Source organism: Maribacter sp. MAR_2009_72 (genome assembly GCF_007827235.1).
Taxonomy (GTDB): domain Bacteria; phylum Bacteroidota; class Bacteroidia; order Flavobacteriales; family Flavobacteriaceae; genus Maribacter; species Maribacter sedimenticola.
Window position 1 is genome coordinate 4,018,478 of the sequence record NZ_VISB01000001.1, and the last position, 16,051, is coordinate 4,034,528.

Here is a 16,051-nt window from a genome sequence, read left to right on the forward strand (position 1 = left end):
AAAGTCATGTGCAATAAGATTTGGTATCTATGAGATTTAAACTTTATATTTCGGTATGGATAAAATAGCAATAGATACATATAGGGCCAATGCCGATTTTAAGTTGGCGAAGGCTCCAACTTTTGAAGATTTTGGTAAAACGGATAAAGAACTAAAAAAAGAACTGGCTGTTATACGAAGGGAGTTAGGTGAATTTCAGGACACCATTTACGCCCATGACAAGTATAGCATTTTGGTATGTCTACAAGGCATGGATACTGCCGGAAAGGATAGTTTGATCCGTGAAGTTTTTAAGGACTTTAATGTCAGTGGAGTAGAGGTGCATAGTTTTAAAGTGCCTACGGAATTGGAATTGAGCCATAATTATCTTTGGAGACATTATATAGCCTTGCCCGCTAAGGGCAAATTTGGGGTCTTTAATAGAACGCATTATGAAAATGTTTTGGTGACTAGGGTTCATCCGGAATATATCTTAAACGAACATATACCGGGCATTCACTCCGTGGAGGACATTGACCAGAAATTCTGGGACAAAAGATTTGAACAAATCAATGATTTTGAACGGCACTTGGCGGAGAACGGAACATTGATCTATAAGTTCTTTTTAAATCTATCCAAAGAAGAACAACGTCAACGATTATTGCGCAGGCTTGCCGTTAAGGATAAGCATTGGAAATTTTCTCCGGGAGACCTAAAGGAAAGAAAGTTGTGGTCCGTTTATCAAAAATGTTACGAGGAGGCTATTTCAAGAACTACAAAAGAGCATGCTCCCTGGTTTTCCATACCCGCAGATAATAAAAAGGCGGCAAGGGTAATAGTAGCGTCTATCCTATTAAAATCGTTAAAAAAATATAAAGATATCAAGGAGCCTATGTTAAGCGACAAAATTATGGCTAATTTAGATTCCTATGAAGAACAACTACAACGTGAGGGTTAAGCTTTTCTGTTTATTGGTTTTTATTTATGCAGGTAGTTCCAATGCACAGCAAAGCGATCAGGAACAAATTAAGGCTTTTTATGATACGGCTTTGATCAATGGAACCGGTTACAACTGGTTGAATTACATTTCCAATCAAATAGGTGGCAGGTTGTCAGGGTCTGTGCAGGCCCAACAGGCAGTTGATTATACCAAGTCGCAATTAGATTCCCTTGGGCTGGACAATGTATGGCTGCAGCCTGTAATGGTCCCAAAATGGGTTAGGGGTACCCCTGAATTCGCATATTACGAAACCACTCCCGGTATGACCACCAATGTTGCCATATGTGCTCTTGGAGGGTCAGTGGCCACACCACCAAAAGGATTAAAGGCCAAAATAGTTGAAGTAACCGGTATTGAAGGTTTGGAACAGCTTGGTAAAAAAGGTATAGAGGGCAAAATCGTGTTTTTCAATAAACCTATGGATCCTACCTCCGTTAATACTTTTGATGCTTATTCCAATTGTGTGGATCAACGTTACGCAGGGGCCATGGAAGCTTCCAAGTATGGGGCAGTAGGGGTAATTGTCCGTTCTATGAATTTGCGTTTAGATGACTTTCCCCATACCGGTTCAATGGGGTATGGTGACCAACCGGTAAATGAAAGAATTCCAGCAGCGGCCATCAGTACCAATGGTGCGGAGCTATTAAGTACATCGTTAAAATTAAATCCGGACATTAATTTTTATTTCAAACAAAATTGTAAACAGTTTCAAGACGTTGAGTCGTATAACGTTATAGGGGAAATAACCGGCAGTACATTACCTAATGAAGTTATTGTAGTAGGCGGACATTTAGATTCTTGGGATTTGGGAGACGGTTCACATGATGATGGTGCTGGGTGCGTTCAAAGTATGGAAGTACTTAATCTTTTTAAGAAAACCGGATATAGGCCAAAACGCACAATCCGGGCCGTTCTTTTTATGAACGAAGAAAACGGATTACGGGGTGGTAACAAATATGCGGAATGGGCAAGTACAGGCAAGGAGCATCATATTTTTGCACTTGAAAGTGATTCTGGTGGTTTTACACCTAGAGGATTTACCATTGATGGATCGGACAATGCGGTTCAACACATAGAGGCTTGGAAGACTTTGTTTAAACCTTACCTTGTTCACTATTTTGAAAAAGGTTTTGGAGGTGCCGATATTGGACCGCTAAAAAAAATAACGAACGAGAAGATAGTCTTGGCAGGTCTACGGCCAGATTCACAGCGTTACTTTGATTATCACCATGCAGAAAATGACATCTTTGAACAAGTGAACAAACGAGAACTACAATTGGGAGCCGCTACCATGACAAGTTTAATATATTTGGTAGATAAATATGGTATAGACTAAAATTTAGAGCAAAGTTGTCAGTACCTTAAGTTGTATAAGAAATCCAACTTATTTATCCGAAAGTTTACCTGGAATATTTTCAATTTCCGATTTTGGTAAAGAGTCAGATTTCCATTTAATGCCCAATACATAATCAATTACCTTTCCAAGATACTTTTCCATGAAATTGGACAAAGGACCAGCTATATATCTTACGATCAAAAAGGATACGGTAATCATTAGGGTTATGGTGCCTACCAATATCACATACTTGTTCATGTAATCCATAAGGTTATTAAAGATGATATACCCTATACGTTGGTGCAATAAGTATAACGGATAGGTCATTATGCCCAAATATAAAAAGTAAGGTTTGTTCATCCATTTTAAACCTCCTAGGATGACTAATAACATAATACCATAAGCACCGAACATTACAGCAACTATTAAAGCTTCAGAGAACGTTTCGTTATAAATGACCATAGCCATTTTGGCATATATCAATCGGTGAAAACAGGATAATGCAAAACATACGGCAAGGGCAATGCCATTCTTGAGATTTACTTTCTTGGTTTTGTAGATATCCGCCATCAACATACCGGCAATGAAAGCAGGCGACCATTGAAACATAAGAAAGAGGTTAAGTACCTTAAAAACCAATAAGTTCTGTACTAGTGGATAAATAACGGTTAACCCTAACCATATATAGGCAATTGTTGCAATTTTCACTTGTTTATACCTGTAAAGAATTAGATATCCAAGTGCCAGAGCATAGAACCTTAATTCTACGGACATGGTCCAATACGCCCCGTCTAGGCGTTCTATATCGAAGAAATCCTGTAAAAGGGTTAAATTGAAAAGAAATTGTCCAAATGTTGCCGTAAACCTTGGGGCTCCATAAAATACGGTGACCAGATAAGTAATTAGGGCACAAAGCCAGTATACAGAAAACAGGCGTACTACACGAGATTTAAAAAAATAGGTAACCGATTTATTGGCGACCGATAATGCAATAACAAAACCACTTATTATGAAAAATAGGTCAATGAACACGGCACAATACTTTACCCATTCCCCTGCAAGTTCCAAAAAGCTCAAATTCGTTAGGTTGTCCGCTTTAAACCCCCTATATAAATAATGCACTAACATTATGCCAACTGCGGCAACAAATCGTAATAAATCAATTTGGTAAATACGTTGTTTTACAGCCATACTAAAATGATGCGTTTTGTATAAGAAAACAAACAACGCTATATTTTGAACAATAATTTATTCTTCTCGACAGAAGTATAAATAAATTGGTTCATCTTCTTTTTAATAGGATATTATAATTGGGTTTTGTTCAGCTCAAATTCACGAACGGTAAAATTTCTTTACCTTTGCCCGATATTAAAAATCAGTATAATGGAAGATGGAATTTATGCCAAGTTCAATACGAGCAAAGGCGAGATATTAGTAAAATTAACACATGAAAAGACTCCTGGAACAGTGGGTAATTTTGTGGCTTTGGCTGAAGGTAAAATGGAAAATAGCGCAAAAAGCGAAGGCGAACCATTTTATAATGGTTTAAAATTTCATAGGGTAATCCCAGATTTTATGATACAGGGTGGATGTCCTTTAGGTCGTGGTACGGGAGATGCCGGTTATAAGTTCGATGATGAATTTCACCCGGACCTTAAACATGACGCCCCAGGTGTATTGTCCATGGCAAATTCTGGCCCCGGCACAAATGGAAGCCAGTTTTTTATTACACATGGGCCAACCCCTTGGTTAGATAACAAACATACCGTATTTGGAGCTGTAGCCAGCGGTCAGGAAGTAGTGGACGCCATTGCTCAAGATGATAAGATAGATTCTTTGGAAATTGTAAGGATTGGGGAAGAAGCCGAAAGATGGGATGCGTTAAAAGCGTTCAAAGACTTCAATGCTGAAGGTGAGGCACGTTTGGCAGCGGAAAAGGCAAAGCAAAAAGCTGAACTTGATAAAGTTTCTGCCGGTTTTGATTCTACAGCTTCTGGATTACGTTATAAAATGATTCAAAAAGGAGATGGGGCAAAAGCGGAAAAAGGGAAACAGGTTTCCGTACATTATGAAGGTTCCCTATTGAACGGACAGGTTTTTGACTCTTCATACAAACGTAATTCTCCCATTGATTTTCAGTTGGGAATTGGTCAAGTTATACCGGGATGGGATGAAGGTATTGCCTTATTGCAAGTTGGTGATAAAGCACGTTTTGTTATACCATCTGATCTGGCTTATGGCGCTGCAGGCGCAGGTGGGGTAATTCCACCGAATGCTACTTTGATTTTTGACGTTGAATTGATGAAAGTAGGATAAGCTTAAATACATCTAATATAATCAACACCTATGTCTAAAGATATAGGTGTTTTTTTATGTGTAGTTTTCTAGTAAAGAATGCGCAATAAAAAAGGAATAGGCTTTACTTTTTTCTAGTAGCAAAACTTCCTAAGATCAATGCTACGTTGACAATCAATAATACCAATAGTACGGTTAAAAATATATTCATAGTTAATTATTTAAGTTTGGGGAACTACAGGTGTTTATTGGTAGATGCGTAAGGCAAGTAATGGTTGCGTAAAAAAGTATTTTTTTTAATAAAAAAACCCGATTCCATAGAATCGGGTTTCATACTATAAAAAAGTTAAATCGTTACCTAGTCAATTACCTTCACATTAACGGCGTTTAATCCTTTTTTACCTTGTTGTAGTTCAAATTCCACAACATCACCTTCTCGAACTTCATCGATTAAGCCAGAAATGTGTACAAAATGATCTTCGTTTGAACCATCTTCAGTGATAAATCCGTAACCTTTGGAATCATTGAAGAATTTTACTGTTCCTTTACTCATAATAGAAAAATTAAATATTAATTAAAGGGCAAATATAGTATTTAATTATTTAATAAGTAATATTCTTACACGTTATCTTAAGGTTAAACAAATGTGCTTAACTAATTGACTATGAACCGTTTTTTGAGCTTAAGCGGTAGGATCTGGAGTCATCCTTAGATATGGTTTAACTTCCGTTACTCCTTTGGAAAATAATTCCTTTGCATCTGCAGTTGAAATTGCAGGACTCACTACAACATCTTTACCGTTTTCCCAATTGGCCGGTGTTGCAACTTTATGATATACAGTAAGTTGCAAGGAATCAATCACTCTTAAAAGCTCATAAAAATTTCTTCCTGTAGAAGCAGGATAGGTCAAGGTAAGTTTTACCGTTTTGTCAGGAGCAATAATAAATACTGAGCGTACGGTCAAATTATTGTCCGCATTTGGGTGGATCATATCATACAGGTCAGAAACCTTTTTGTCTTCATCTGCTATAATCGGAAAATTAACGACCGTATTTTGTACTTCATTAATATCCTTTATCCATTCTGCATGGGAAGCCGCACCATCTACACTAAGCGCCAACATTTTAACATTACGCTTGTCAAACTCATCCTTGAATTTAGATGCCGTTCCCAATTCAGTGGTGCAAACCGGGGTAAAATCTGCCGGGTGAGAAAATAATATCCCCCAACTATCTCCTAAATAGTCATAAAGATTAATGGTTCCCATTGAACTATCTGCTGTAAAATCGGGTGCTTTGTCCCCTAATCGTATTGTTGCCATTGTACTTTTTTTTAAATAATGTTTTATCCTATAAAGTTACTAGATTATTAAGGGGGCACTTTAGATTTTTGGTTAAAAGTCTATTAAAATTTTTTACATTTAGCTAATGGAAGAGTTAGAAAAATTAAAGTATCCTATAGGGCATTTTGAGTGTCCAAAAGAAATATCCAAGGAAGATATTGATAGGTGGATTTCCGTGTTGGATAATTTACCGAAAAAATTGCATGAACTGGTCAAGGATTTAAACGAGCAACAATTGGATACTCCTTACCGAGACGGCGGCTGGACGGTTAGACAGGTAATTCATCACCTTGCGGATAGCCATCATCATAGTTACACCCGGTTTAAGTGGGCATTAACAGAAAACAGACCACTGATCAAGGCCTATGAAGAAAAGGATTGGAGTAATTTAACTGATGCCAAAAGTGCGCCTATAGCCCTTTCATTGAACTATTTAACCGCTATACACGCTAAACTGGTGTATATGTTGACCCATATTTCTTCTTTGGATTATCAGAAAAGTTATATTCATCCAGATGGGAACATGAATGTTTCCGTCGCTGAGAATTTAGGAAAATATGCTTGGCATAGCAATCACCACTATGCACATATCAAAAACCTAATAGATAGGAAAAAGTGGATAGATTAAATTTCCTTTGATAATACATACATTGGTTTTTCTTCTTCTATAACAATATCAAAAGGTACTTTGGTAGTTCCTACGATCATAAAATCCTGAGCTAAATAGAAATTTAATGCCTTACCTTTTTGCATGGCTTCCAAAAAGATGACTTTTTTTGATTTGGTTTTGGCCATTGCTTCTACAAATTGTAAAGCCGCCTTTCCTATGCCTTGACCGGTATATTCTTGGGTAATATATATTTTATCCAAAAAAAGGGTCTCGGTAGTCTTATAGTGAGCAAAGTTTTTATTATTTGTAAGTTTTAAAATACCAATTGGCAGGGTATGTTTCACTATTAAAAACAATTTGGTGTTCTTGTCCTTTTCCTCATTATATAATACTTCTGCGGTAAAGCTGTTTTTAATATACGTGTAGGTATCTCCGTTGGGCCAAAGATGTTTATAATGTTGATTGTAAGCCAATGTACCTACTTTAATGTAATCATCATATAGGGACGGTGTAAGTGGCTGAAAATGTAGGTTGCCCATAGTCTACTCGTAAACTAGATTTCAGATTTCCATTTAATGCCGCAACCTATACTCGGTTTTTGATTAGGATCAATCTCTTTACCGGATAATAAATTGTCCATTGCACTCCTCAGGTCCATTCCGGTTAACGGTATATCGTTACCCGGTCTGGAACCATCTAGTTGACCACGGTATACCAACTTTAATCCTTTGTCAAAAAGATAAAAATCTGGAGTACAGGCGGCATCATATTCTTTGGCAACGGACTGATCTTCGTCATATAAATAGGGGAACGTATAGTTTTCGGCTTTTGCCTTTATTCTCATATAATTAGGGGCATCTTCAGGATATTTCTCTATATCATTGCTGGAAATGGCAATAAATGCAATACCCTTTTCTTGATAGTCCTTTGCCATTTTAGTTATTTCCGGGTTCACATGAATTACAAAAGGGCAATGATTGCATATAAACATAATTACCGTACCCTCTGGACCGGTCAATGTATGAAGGTTCATGGTTTTTTGGCTTACGGTATCCAATAAGCTAAATTCTGGTGCTATGGTTCCCAAAGCCAACATGTTACTCTCTGTTCTTGCCATACAAACTAAAATTTAATCGTACTAAGTTAAGAAATTATTGAGGCTTGCTTTTACTTTACGGTATTCATACATTCTAAAACACATATATTATGGAAAAATCATATATTTCACTGTCCGTCGCTATTAAAGCATTGCAAGAAGAGGGTTATACAGAAGATTTTAATCTTTGTGATGCCGGTGTAGAGAATAAAAGTAAAAAAAGTGTGCATGCCGCCACAGATTTGGAAGTTGTTAAATTCTATCGTTTTGAGGGAATGACCAATCCAGATGACAATACTATTCTTTATGTTATAGAGACCAGTAAAGGGGAAAAAGGATTATTGGTTGATGCCTATGGTGCATATTCCGGTAATGTTCCTAAAGATCTTATTGAAAAACTTAGGCTTACATAATGCAAGAAACCATTACCTGGAACGATTTTAGTAAAATTGATATGAGAGTGGGTACCATTCTCTCCGTAGATGAATTTCCGGAAGCTAGAAATCCTTCTTATAAAATCACCATTGAGTTTGGCGATGAAATAGGCATTAGGAAATCTTCTGCCCAGATTACCTTAAAGTATAATAAAGAAGAGCTTATTGGTATGCAGGTCATTGCCGTTATTAATTTTCCTAAAAAACAAATTGCCAATTTTATGAGTGAATGTCTTATATTAGGAGCTGTAGACAATTCATCCGTAATATTGTTGCAACCGCAAATGAAGGTGCCCAACGGATTGAAAATTTCCTAATATTTGACAAATAACCTTTTAGATAACGTTCATATCAATTTTGATTCTGAATCATTGTGGGTCATGAATATGGTTTTGGGTCTAGTCATGTTCGGTGTGGCGCTAGAAATTTCAATTAAGGATTTTAAACCTTTGTGGACAAGACCTAAAGCAATTTTGGTGGGTCTGTGCAGTCAATTTATTCTGTTGCCAGCCTTGACTTTTCTTTTCGTAATTATTATAGAACCGTTACCTAGTATTGCATTGGGCATGTTTATGGTGGCCGCCTGCCCTGGGGGCAATATCTCTAATTTTATTTCCTATCTCTCAAAGGCAAATACTGCTTTGTCCGTTAGCCTTACTGCAATTGCTACCTTATTGGCAATTGCCATGACGCCTATAAATTTTCATTTTTGGTCATCTTTTTATGGTCCTGGAGCAAGCCTTATTAAAGAAATTTCTATATCACCATATGAAATGATCAAACTGGTATCTCTTTTATTGGGTCTTCCGTTGGTACTTGGTATGTTTATTAATTACAAAAAACCGTCACTTGCCATTGCTATAGCAAAAAAACTTAAAATAGTATCCTTGGTTTTTTTTGTGAGCTTGGTTTTCATAGCATTATATAAAAACCGTATAATTTTTTTGGATTATATCTACTATGTATTTTGGATCGTGGTACTACATAATTTAATTGCTTTCTCAACAGGATACGGAATGGCAAAACTATTTCGGTTGCCCGTGGAGAGTAGAAGGTCCATTACGATTGAAACAGGTATTCAGAATTCTGGCTTAGGCTTACTTTTGATTTTTACATTTTTTGATGGACTTGGGGGTATGGCATTATTAGCAGCATTTTGGGGAATTTGGCATATTGTATCTGGTTTGATCTTGGCCGCAATCTGGAATAATAAAGTAATCGTAAAAAATACTATAGCTTGAACGAATTTATGTATTCTGTTGTTAAATTTATTATTAAGACAGGTTTATATGGATTTTATAAACGGATTGAAATTAAGGGCTTGGAGCATGTGCCTACATACAAACCGGTAATGTTTTTGCCCAATCATCAAAGTGCTCTGATGGATGTTCTTCTCATTGCTACGGATTGTAATCGTAAACCTTATTTTTTGACCCGTGCAGATGTGTTTAAGGGTAGATTTCTAAAAAGAATTTTTACTTATTTTCAAATGATGCCCATATACCGGATACGAGATGGCAGAAATTCCTTATCCAATAACAATAAAATATTTAATGCCTGTGCAAAAGTTTTGGGTAACGGAAATGCGTTGGTTATTTTTCCAGAGGCAAATCATAATCTTCGTAGAAGGGTTAGACCTTTAAGTAAAGGATTTACTAGAATAATCATTAGGAGCCTAGAACTGTATCCAAATTTGGATATTCAATTGGTACCGGTGGGACTAAACTATAAAAATGCTACCCATTTTCCAGATCGGGTATCGGTCCATTACGGCAAACCAATTTCGGCAAAACTTTTTTTTGACCCCAATGATTATACCCAAACAAGTAAGGCAATAAAGGAACAAATTACTACTGCCCTCCAAAAACTGACTACCCATATTGAAGACGATGACAATTATGAAAGTCTTGTTGGTAGATTGGAATATGAAGGAATAGATCTTACGGATCCCATTGCTACAAATAATTGGGTGAAAACGTATAGTTCATCAGGCATTTCTAATCGTAGTAGTAATTCTTCTTCGGAAAATAGGGGTAAAGGCTCGTTTAGGTTTTTTTTGTATTTGTTGAATCTACCTGTTTATTTACTTTGGAAATATTGGATGAAACCAAAAGTACCGGAAGCGGAATTTATGGGAACGTTCAAATTTGCATTTGGACTTTTGGCGTACCCTGTTTATCTGTGCCTTCTGTTTTTGATATTGGTAAATATGGTAAGTGTCAAAATGGCTATATTCATTCTGGCCATACAGGTTGTTGTTTCCTTATGTTTAATAAAATATGTGCTCAGGTAGTTTTAAAAATATACCAAAATGAAAACGACCCTGAAAAGGGTCGTTGAACAATATAGACTATTAAATTGTATTAAATGTCTTCAAAACTAACATCGGTAAAACTAGAGGTGCTGCTTTGTGACTTTTCAACTTCTGGCTCTGCCTCAGTATCTTCCTTCTTGAAATCTTTCTGATGTCTTTCCGAAATAACTTCAGAACCTTTTTCATTAATAATGAAATCCATCATCTCTTCCACATTTTCCCTGAAAGCTTCAAAATCTTCTTTGTAAAGGTAGATTTTATGTTTTTTATAATGGAATGAACCATCATCATGTGTAAACTTCTTGCTTTCCGTTATCGTAAGGTAGTAATCGCCCGCCTTGGTACTTCTTACATCAAAAAAATAAGTCCGTCTGCCTGCGCGTAATACTTTGGAGTGAATTTCTTCCTGGTCTGATAAATCTCTTTCGCTCATTTCTTATGTTTAGTGTCATTATACTATCAAAAATGGAAAAAAAAACGCTATCCGACAACAATTTTCTAATTTTCTTTCTCGGACAGCTGTTTGGTGTATAGTTCCTTATAATAGCCATCCGTTATGTTCAATTCATCATGCGTGCCCTGCTGAATAAGCCTGCCGTCTTCCAATACCAAAATTTTGTCGGCATTTTTGGCAGATGAAACCCTATGACTTACAATCAAGGTAGTCTTATTCTTAGAGGCCTTTTTTAAATTGTTTAAAATTTCTTCCTCGGTCTCGGTATCTACCGCGGAAAGGCAATCATCGAATAAATAAATTTGCGGTTTTTTAATAAGTGCCCTTGCAATGGATACCCGTTGTTTTTGTCCACCGCTTAATGTAATACCCCTTTCTCCTAGAACCGTATCATATTTTTTGGAAAAGCCCATGATGTTTTCATGGACTACGGCATCCTTGGCAATAGCTATAATTTCTTCTTCAGTGGCATTTTCCTTCCCAAATTTAATGTTGTTCCTTATGCTGTCCGAAAATAAAAATGCATCTTGGGGTACCGCTCCTATAGATTCCCTTAAGTCCGTTAGGTCAATATGTTTTATAGGTTCATCATCAATTAATATTTCTCCGGAAGTGGTATCGTACAACCGTGCAACTAAATCCAATATGGTAGATTTTCCGGAACCTGTTTTACCAATAATTGCGGTGGTCTCTCCTGTATTGATGGTGAAGGAAAGGTCTGTTAAAGCCGTTATGTTGGTGTCCTCATAGGTAAAGCCTACATTTTTAAACTCTATTTTACCTTTTATATCGTGTTTATGGGTAGGGGTATTGTCCAATTCAGAAGTTTCCCTTAAAAATTCATTGATTCTTTCTTGACTTGCCGCAGCTCTTTGCACAATGGATGTCAGCCAGCCAACAATGGCAACGGGCCATGTCAGCATATTTACGTATAAAATAAATTCTGCGATCAAACCAACACTTATTTCACCCGCCAAATATTGCTTGCCACCAATATAGATGACAAGGATATTGCTTATACCGATCAACAAGATCATAAGGGGAAAAAACCAAGCATTTACTTTTGCCAAGCTAATGCTCTTGTTCTTGCCTTCATTGGCAAGGCGGGTTAAATCTTCATTGGTCTGTGGCTCCAGGGCATATGCCTTAATGACGGAAACTCCTGAAAATACTTCTTGCGTAAAAGTCGATAGAGTAGATAGGTATTGTTGTACAATGGTGCTTCGTTTATGGATGACCTTACTGATCTGGTAGATTAAAACGGATAAAATGGGTAATGGCAAAAGTGTATATGCCGCCAAAGTGGGGGCCTTAATGAACATTAATGGTATTAAAAAGGCAAAGAGCGTTAATGTCTGTATGCCGTACATGATAGCCGGACCCGCATACATACGGACTTCATTGACATCTTCACTGATCCTGTTCATTAAATCGCCCGTTCTGTTCTTCTTATAAAAATTAAGACTCAGTTTTTGGTAGTGATCAAAGATTTCATTTTTTAGGTCGTATTCAATATACCTGGAAATATTGATGATCGTTTGCCGCATTAAGAAAGTAAAGAAGCCTGATAGCAATGCGGCGCCAACAATAATAAGGATAAATTGTAAGAGCAAATCTTGAGCTTCTGTTTTTGCGATCTCCGCGTTTAAAAAACGCTCTACAACAGATATACTCTTATTTACGTAGGAGGGCATAATCAGTTGAAAAAGCCGGGCTACAATGGTAATTATGATTCCTAGAAAGAGTTTAAGCCAATATTTTTTAAAGTATTTATTAAGATGCTTAAGTTCTTTCATAGGATTTGCAAAAAAAAGAAAAATATAAATATTTGGTCAAAGATAGTTTTTTGCCCTAAAACCTAATGTTATAAATTACCTAAGATAAATGCAATTGCTATTGTGACCCTTTAAATAGATACTTACCTTTGCAGCGTTAATGAATAACCTAATTAAATAAGTTCTTTAAAATGCTTACAAGAAGGCACATTAGGGTCAAGGTAATGCAGAGCATTTACGCCCTAATTCAATCCAAGGATGATTCCTTGCAAAAACAAGAGAAGTTTTTAAAAGTAAGCATAGAGAATACCTATACGCTCTATTTACTATGGTTAGGTCTTTTTGTAGAATTACAAAAGAGAGCTGCTGATCAGATTTCCCTTTCCGCTAATAAATACATCAGCGAAAAAAATGTATATCCCAATCCTAAAAAATTTATGCAGAACAAATTGTTACTGCAAATTGCCGACAATAAGATGTTGGAAGAGGAAATTGCCCATAGAAAGTTAGATAATTGGTATTTGAACGAGGAATATGTAAAGTTGATTTATAAAGCTATCCTGGATAGTGAGGTATATCAGGAATATATGTCCATACCTAGTAGTGACTATGCATCGGACAAAGAATTTATTATGACATTGTTCAAGACCATTATTGCTCCCAACGAAAAAATATATGATTATTTCGAGGACGATAAATTAACATGGGTAGACGATATTCCTATAGTAAACACTTTTGTCTTAAAGCACTTAAAGAAAACCAAAGAATCTCATTCAGAATCTTTTTTTCTACCAAGTTTGTTGAAGGATGATGAGGATATGCAGTTTGCCTTACAACTCCTTTCCAGAACGCTTTTAAAGAATGCCGAGCTTGAAAAGGAGATAGAGGGCAAGACCCCAAACTGGGACAAGGATAGGATTGCTGAGGTTGATAGTATATTGTTAAGAATGGCAATTTGTGAACTGTTGCATTTTCCTTCCATACCGGAGCGGGTTACTATAAACGAATATCTGGAAATTGCTAAAGAATATTCTACGCCTAAGAGCAGTATATTCATTAACGGTATTCTGGACAAGCTTACCAAAGAGTATAAAACAGCAGGAAAACTCAATAAAATGGGCAGAGGGCTGTTATAAAAATATTTTATAATTTTACACTAAATCGATAAATCTAAAAAGTATGAAAAAAATAGTTTTAATTGTTGGTCTTGTATCAATGGTAGCTTTTACTTCTTGTAAGGAAAATGCTTCAAGTAAGATTAAAAGTGATAATGTAGCAGAGGCGGCAGAAAGGGATGAAGCTGCCAAAGCCGTGCCGGTTATGTCATTTGAAAAGGCAGAGCATGATTTTGGTACCATTGAGCAAGGAACACCACAAGAAACGGTTTTTAAGTTTACGAATACAGGTAATGCTCCCTTGATCATCACTGATGCAAAAAGTAGCTGTGGTTGTACCGTACCCAATCCTCCAAAAGATCCAATTGCACCAGGTGAGTCTGGGGAGTTAAAGGTAAATTTTAACGGATCGGGACAAAACCAGGTAACAAAAACAATTACGGTTACGGCCAATACGGAAAAAGGATCGGAACTTTTAAGAATCAAAGCTTTTGTAAATCCAAAAGGGGCAGCTCCATTAGGACCTGTTAAATAATTATAATTTTATACATACCAAATAATGGGTGAATTAGGACAGTTTCTTCCAATGATCTTAATCTTTGTGGTCGCATATTTTTTTATGATCAGACCTCAAATGAAAAGACAGAAGGATGAAAAGAAATTTTCGGCAGAATTAAAACGTGGTGATCGTGTAATCACCAAAAGTGGACTGCACGGGAAAGTGGTAGATTTAAATGATAAAGATTTTTCTTGTGTATTGGAAACCATGGCAGGAAAATTAAAATTTGATAGGTCTGCAATATCTATGGAGATGAGCAAAAAACTGAATGCTCCTGAAAAATAAAAACATTTTTAAATGTATTAAAAACACTAATAGTAACATTAGTGTTTTTTTTTGCTCCTAAAATCCTATATTTAATGGCATTAAAATCAACGACATGTTACAAAATAGAAGAAGTTTTATACGAAAAAGTACTGTAGGATTAATGGCAACGGGGGCATCATTCATGTTTCCAATGGAGTTGTTGTCAATGATCAGAAAAAAAGTAGGGCCAAACGATACTATAAATGTAGGATTAATAGGTTGTAAAGGTATGGGCTTTTCAGACCTTTCTTCTTTTTTGAAAATGAGCGAAATAAATGTAATGGCACTTTGCGATGTTGATGAAAATGTATTAAAATCCAGAACGGCAGATTTGCAAAAAGCAGGGATAAAAAAGCCAAAATGGTATAAGGATTACAGGGCCTTATTGGATAATAAGGATATTGATGTGGTTATTATAGGTACACCTGATCACTGGCACTGCCTACAATTAATAGATTCCCTACAGGCAGGCAAGGATGTATATTGCGAAAAACCCATAGCCAATTCCATACAAGAGGCAGATAGTATGTTGCACGGTGTCAAAAGCAGTGACCGTATGGTGCAAATTGGGCAATGGCAGCGAAGCCAGCCACATTTTGTAGATGCTATTAAATTTGTACATTCCGGAGCTTTGGGAGAAATCAGGTTGGCCAAAGCGTGGGCCTATCAAGGTTGGATGAAGCCCGTACCCGTAGTTGCGGATTCTTCGGCTCCTGATGGAGTGGATTATAACATGTGGTTAGGGCCAGCACCTATTAAGCCGTTCAATGCCAATAGATTCCATTTTAATTTTAGATGGTTTTGGGATTATGCAGGCGGATTAATGACCGATTGGGGAGTGCACCTAATGGATTATGCCTTATATGGTATGAAAGCTGGCTATCCAAAATCGGTAATGGCGTTAGGGGGTAAATTTGCCTATCCCAATGACGCTTCAGAAACTCCGGATACCTTACAGACAGTTTATGAATATGAGGGTTTTTCCATTCTATGGGAACATGCCACCGGTATTGACGGTGGAAATTATGGTAGAAATCACGGTATTGCATTTATAGGTAACAACGGCACCTTGGTATTGGATAGAGGGGGTTGGGAAGTTATTCCAGAAAAAGAATTTCAAGGGTGGGGAAAGGAAGGTATTCCTAAAATGGAAGCTGTTTCCTATGATAATAATGGGGTTAGCGGGTTGGACCTACATACTAAAAATTTTATTGAAGCGGTGAAAAAAAGGGACAGTTCCATATTAACGGCGCCATTGCAGGTCGGTTATGATGCGGCGGTAGTTTCTCACATGGGTAACGTAGCTTACAAGACCGGCAATAGAATCTATTGGGATAAGGAACAAAGGCAATTTTCTGATGCCGCGGCCAATGAATATCTTAAGGCCAATTATAAAAATGGTTATAAAGTTCCCTTTTCGTAGGGTTATTCAACGT

At 36.8% G+C, this 16,051-nt stretch carries 19 protein-coding genes; 12 read left to right on the plus strand and 7 right to left on the minus strand.

Annotation, left to right across the window (positions count from 1 at the left end):
- Positions 1-55 precede the first annotated feature (55 nt).
- Both JM81_RS16865 and JM81_RS16870 read left to right on the plus strand, forming a co-directional pair.
- The gene (locus tag JM81_RS16865; protein ID WP_144805130.1) at positions 56-937 is read left to right on the plus strand and encodes a PPK2 family polyphosphate kinase; all 882 of its coding nucleotides are present in this window, start codon (positions 56-58) and stop codon (positions 935-937) included.
- Positions 909-2,315 carry a M28 family peptidase gene (locus JM81_RS16870; RefSeq protein ID WP_144805132.1) on the plus strand — a complete coding sequence of 469 codons (1,407 nt, stop codon included), beginning with the start codon at positions 909-911 and terminating at the stop codon, positions 2,313-2,315. The genes JM81_RS16865 and JM81_RS16870 overlap by 29 nt, the downstream gene beginning before the upstream one ends.
- Positions 2,316-2,363: 48 nt before the next feature.
- On the opposite strand, the gene JM81_RS16875 is transcribed toward JM81_RS16870, so the two are convergent.
- Positions 2,364-3,506 (minus strand): acyltransferase family protein, encoded by a 1,143-nt coding sequence (locus tag JM81_RS16875; RefSeq protein ID WP_144805134.1) that lies wholly within the window; start codon positions 3,504-3,506, stop codon positions 2,364-2,366.
- Between the two features lie 192 nt (positions 3,507-3,698).
- On the opposite strand from JM81_RS16875, the gene JM81_RS16880 reads away from it, so the two are divergent.
- The gene (locus tag JM81_RS16880; protein WP_089259692.1) at positions 3,699-4,631 is read left to right on the plus strand and encodes a peptidylprolyl isomerase; all 933 of its coding nucleotides are present in this window, start codon (positions 3,699-3,701) and stop codon (positions 4,629-4,631) included.
- A gap of 337 nt (positions 4,632-4,968) precedes the next feature.
- On the opposite strand, the gene JM81_RS16885 is transcribed toward JM81_RS16880, so the two are convergent.
- Both JM81_RS16885 and JM81_RS16890 read right to left on the minus strand, forming a co-directional pair.
- Entirely contained in the window at positions 4,969-5,163 is a 195-nt protein-coding gene (locus JM81_RS16885; protein ID WP_027064347.1) for a cold-shock protein, read from the minus strand.
- A gap of 129 nt (positions 5,164-5,292) precedes the next feature.
- Positions 5,293-5,931 carry a peroxiredoxin gene (locus JM81_RS16890; protein ID WP_144805136.1) on the minus strand — a complete coding sequence of 213 codons (639 nt, stop codon included), beginning with the start codon at positions 5,929-5,931 and terminating at the stop codon, positions 5,293-5,295.
- A 106-nt stretch (positions 5,932-6,037) separates the two neighbouring features.
- Here JM81_RS16890 and JM81_RS16895 point away from each other — a divergent pair, with 106 nt between their 5' ends.
- On the plus strand, positions 6,038-6,580 hold the full coding sequence (locus JM81_RS16895; protein ID WP_144805138.1) for a YfiT family bacillithiol transferase: 543 nt from the start codon (positions 6,038-6,040) through the stop codon (positions 6,578-6,580).
- On the opposite strand, the gene JM81_RS16900 is transcribed toward JM81_RS16895, so the two are convergent.
- Together JM81_RS16900 and JM81_RS16905 are read right to left on the minus strand one after the other, a co-directional pair.
- Entirely contained in the window at positions 6,577-7,101 is a 525-nt protein-coding gene (locus tag JM81_RS16900; RefSeq protein ID WP_144805140.1) for a GNAT family N-acetyltransferase, read from the minus strand. The genes JM81_RS16895 and JM81_RS16900 overlap by 4 nt on opposite strands.
- Positions 7,102-7,115: 14 nt before the next feature.
- On the minus strand, positions 7,116-7,679 hold the full coding sequence (locus JM81_RS16905; protein WP_089259696.1) for a thioredoxin family protein: 564 nt from the start codon (positions 7,677-7,679) through the stop codon (positions 7,116-7,118).
- Between the two features lie 89 nt (positions 7,680-7,768).
- Here JM81_RS16905 and JM81_RS16910 point away from each other — a divergent pair, with 89 nt between their 5' ends.
- From JM81_RS16910 to JM81_RS16925, 4 genes are read left to right on the plus strand one after another with little or no spacing between them, the layout of a single operon-like run.
- Positions 7,769-8,071, plus strand: coding sequence for a phosphoribosylpyrophosphate synthetase (locus JM81_RS16910; protein WP_089259697.1), 303 nt, complete (start codon positions 7,769-7,771; stop codon positions 8,069-8,071).
- Entirely contained in the window at positions 8,071-8,409 is a 339-nt protein-coding gene (locus JM81_RS16915; RefSeq protein ID WP_089259698.1) for a tRNA-binding protein, read from the plus strand. Before JM81_RS16910 ends, JM81_RS16915 begins: the two co-directional genes overlap by 1 nt.
- A gap of 3 nt (positions 8,410-8,412) precedes the next feature.
- A complete protein-coding gene (locus JM81_RS16920) occupies positions 8,413-9,333 on the plus strand; it encodes a bile acid:sodium symporter family protein (protein ID WP_144805142.1) in 921 nt (306 codons plus the stop codon).
- On the plus strand, positions 9,330-10,385 hold the full coding sequence (locus tag JM81_RS16925; RefSeq protein WP_144805144.1) for a lysophospholipid acyltransferase family protein: 1,056 nt from the start codon (positions 9,330-9,332) through the stop codon (positions 10,383-10,385). The genes JM81_RS16920 and JM81_RS16925 overlap by 4 nt, the downstream gene beginning before the upstream one ends.
- Positions 10,386-10,455: 70 nt before the next feature.
- On the opposite strand, the gene JM81_RS16930 is transcribed toward JM81_RS16925, so the two are convergent.
- Together JM81_RS16930 and JM81_RS16935 are read right to left on the minus strand one after the other, a co-directional pair.
- Positions 10,456-10,839 carry a PUR family DNA/RNA-binding protein gene (locus tag JM81_RS16930; RefSeq protein ID WP_089259701.1) on the minus strand — a complete coding sequence of 128 codons (384 nt, stop codon included), beginning with the start codon at positions 10,837-10,839 and terminating at the stop codon, positions 10,456-10,458.
- Between the two features lie 65 nt (positions 10,840-10,904).
- Positions 10,905-12,656, minus strand: a complete 1,752-nt coding sequence (locus JM81_RS16935) for an ABC transporter ATP-binding protein (RefSeq protein ID WP_144805146.1) — start codon at positions 12,654-12,656, stop codon at positions 10,905-10,907.
- 170 nt (positions 12,657-12,826) lie between these two features.
- Here JM81_RS16935 and nusB point away from each other — a divergent pair, with 170 nt between their 5' ends.
- The 4 genes from nusB (at position 12,827) to JM81_RS16955 (ending at position 16,038) form a co-directional block, all read left to right on the plus strand.
- The gene (nusB, locus tag JM81_RS16940) at positions 12,827-13,771 is read left to right on the plus strand and encodes a transcription antitermination factor NusB (protein WP_089259703.1); all 945 of its coding nucleotides are present in this window, start codon (positions 12,827-12,829) and stop codon (positions 13,769-13,771) included.
- A gap of 43 nt (positions 13,772-13,814) precedes the next feature.
- Positions 13,815-14,285 (plus strand): DUF1573 domain-containing protein, encoded by a 471-nt coding sequence (locus tag JM81_RS16945; RefSeq protein ID WP_089259704.1) that lies wholly within the window; start codon positions 13,815-13,817, stop codon positions 14,283-14,285.
- A gap of 24 nt (positions 14,286-14,309) precedes the next feature.
- Positions 14,310-14,594, plus strand: a complete 285-nt coding sequence (gene yajC / locus JM81_RS16950) for a preprotein translocase subunit YajC (protein ID WP_089259705.1) — start codon at positions 14,310-14,312, stop codon at positions 14,592-14,594.
- Between the two features lie 94 nt (positions 14,595-14,688).
- On the plus strand, positions 14,689-16,038 hold the full coding sequence (locus JM81_RS16955; protein ID WP_089259706.1) for a Gfo/Idh/MocA family protein: 1,350 nt from the start codon (positions 14,689-14,691) through the stop codon (positions 16,036-16,038).
- Positions 16,039-16,051: the final 13 nt, after the last annotated feature.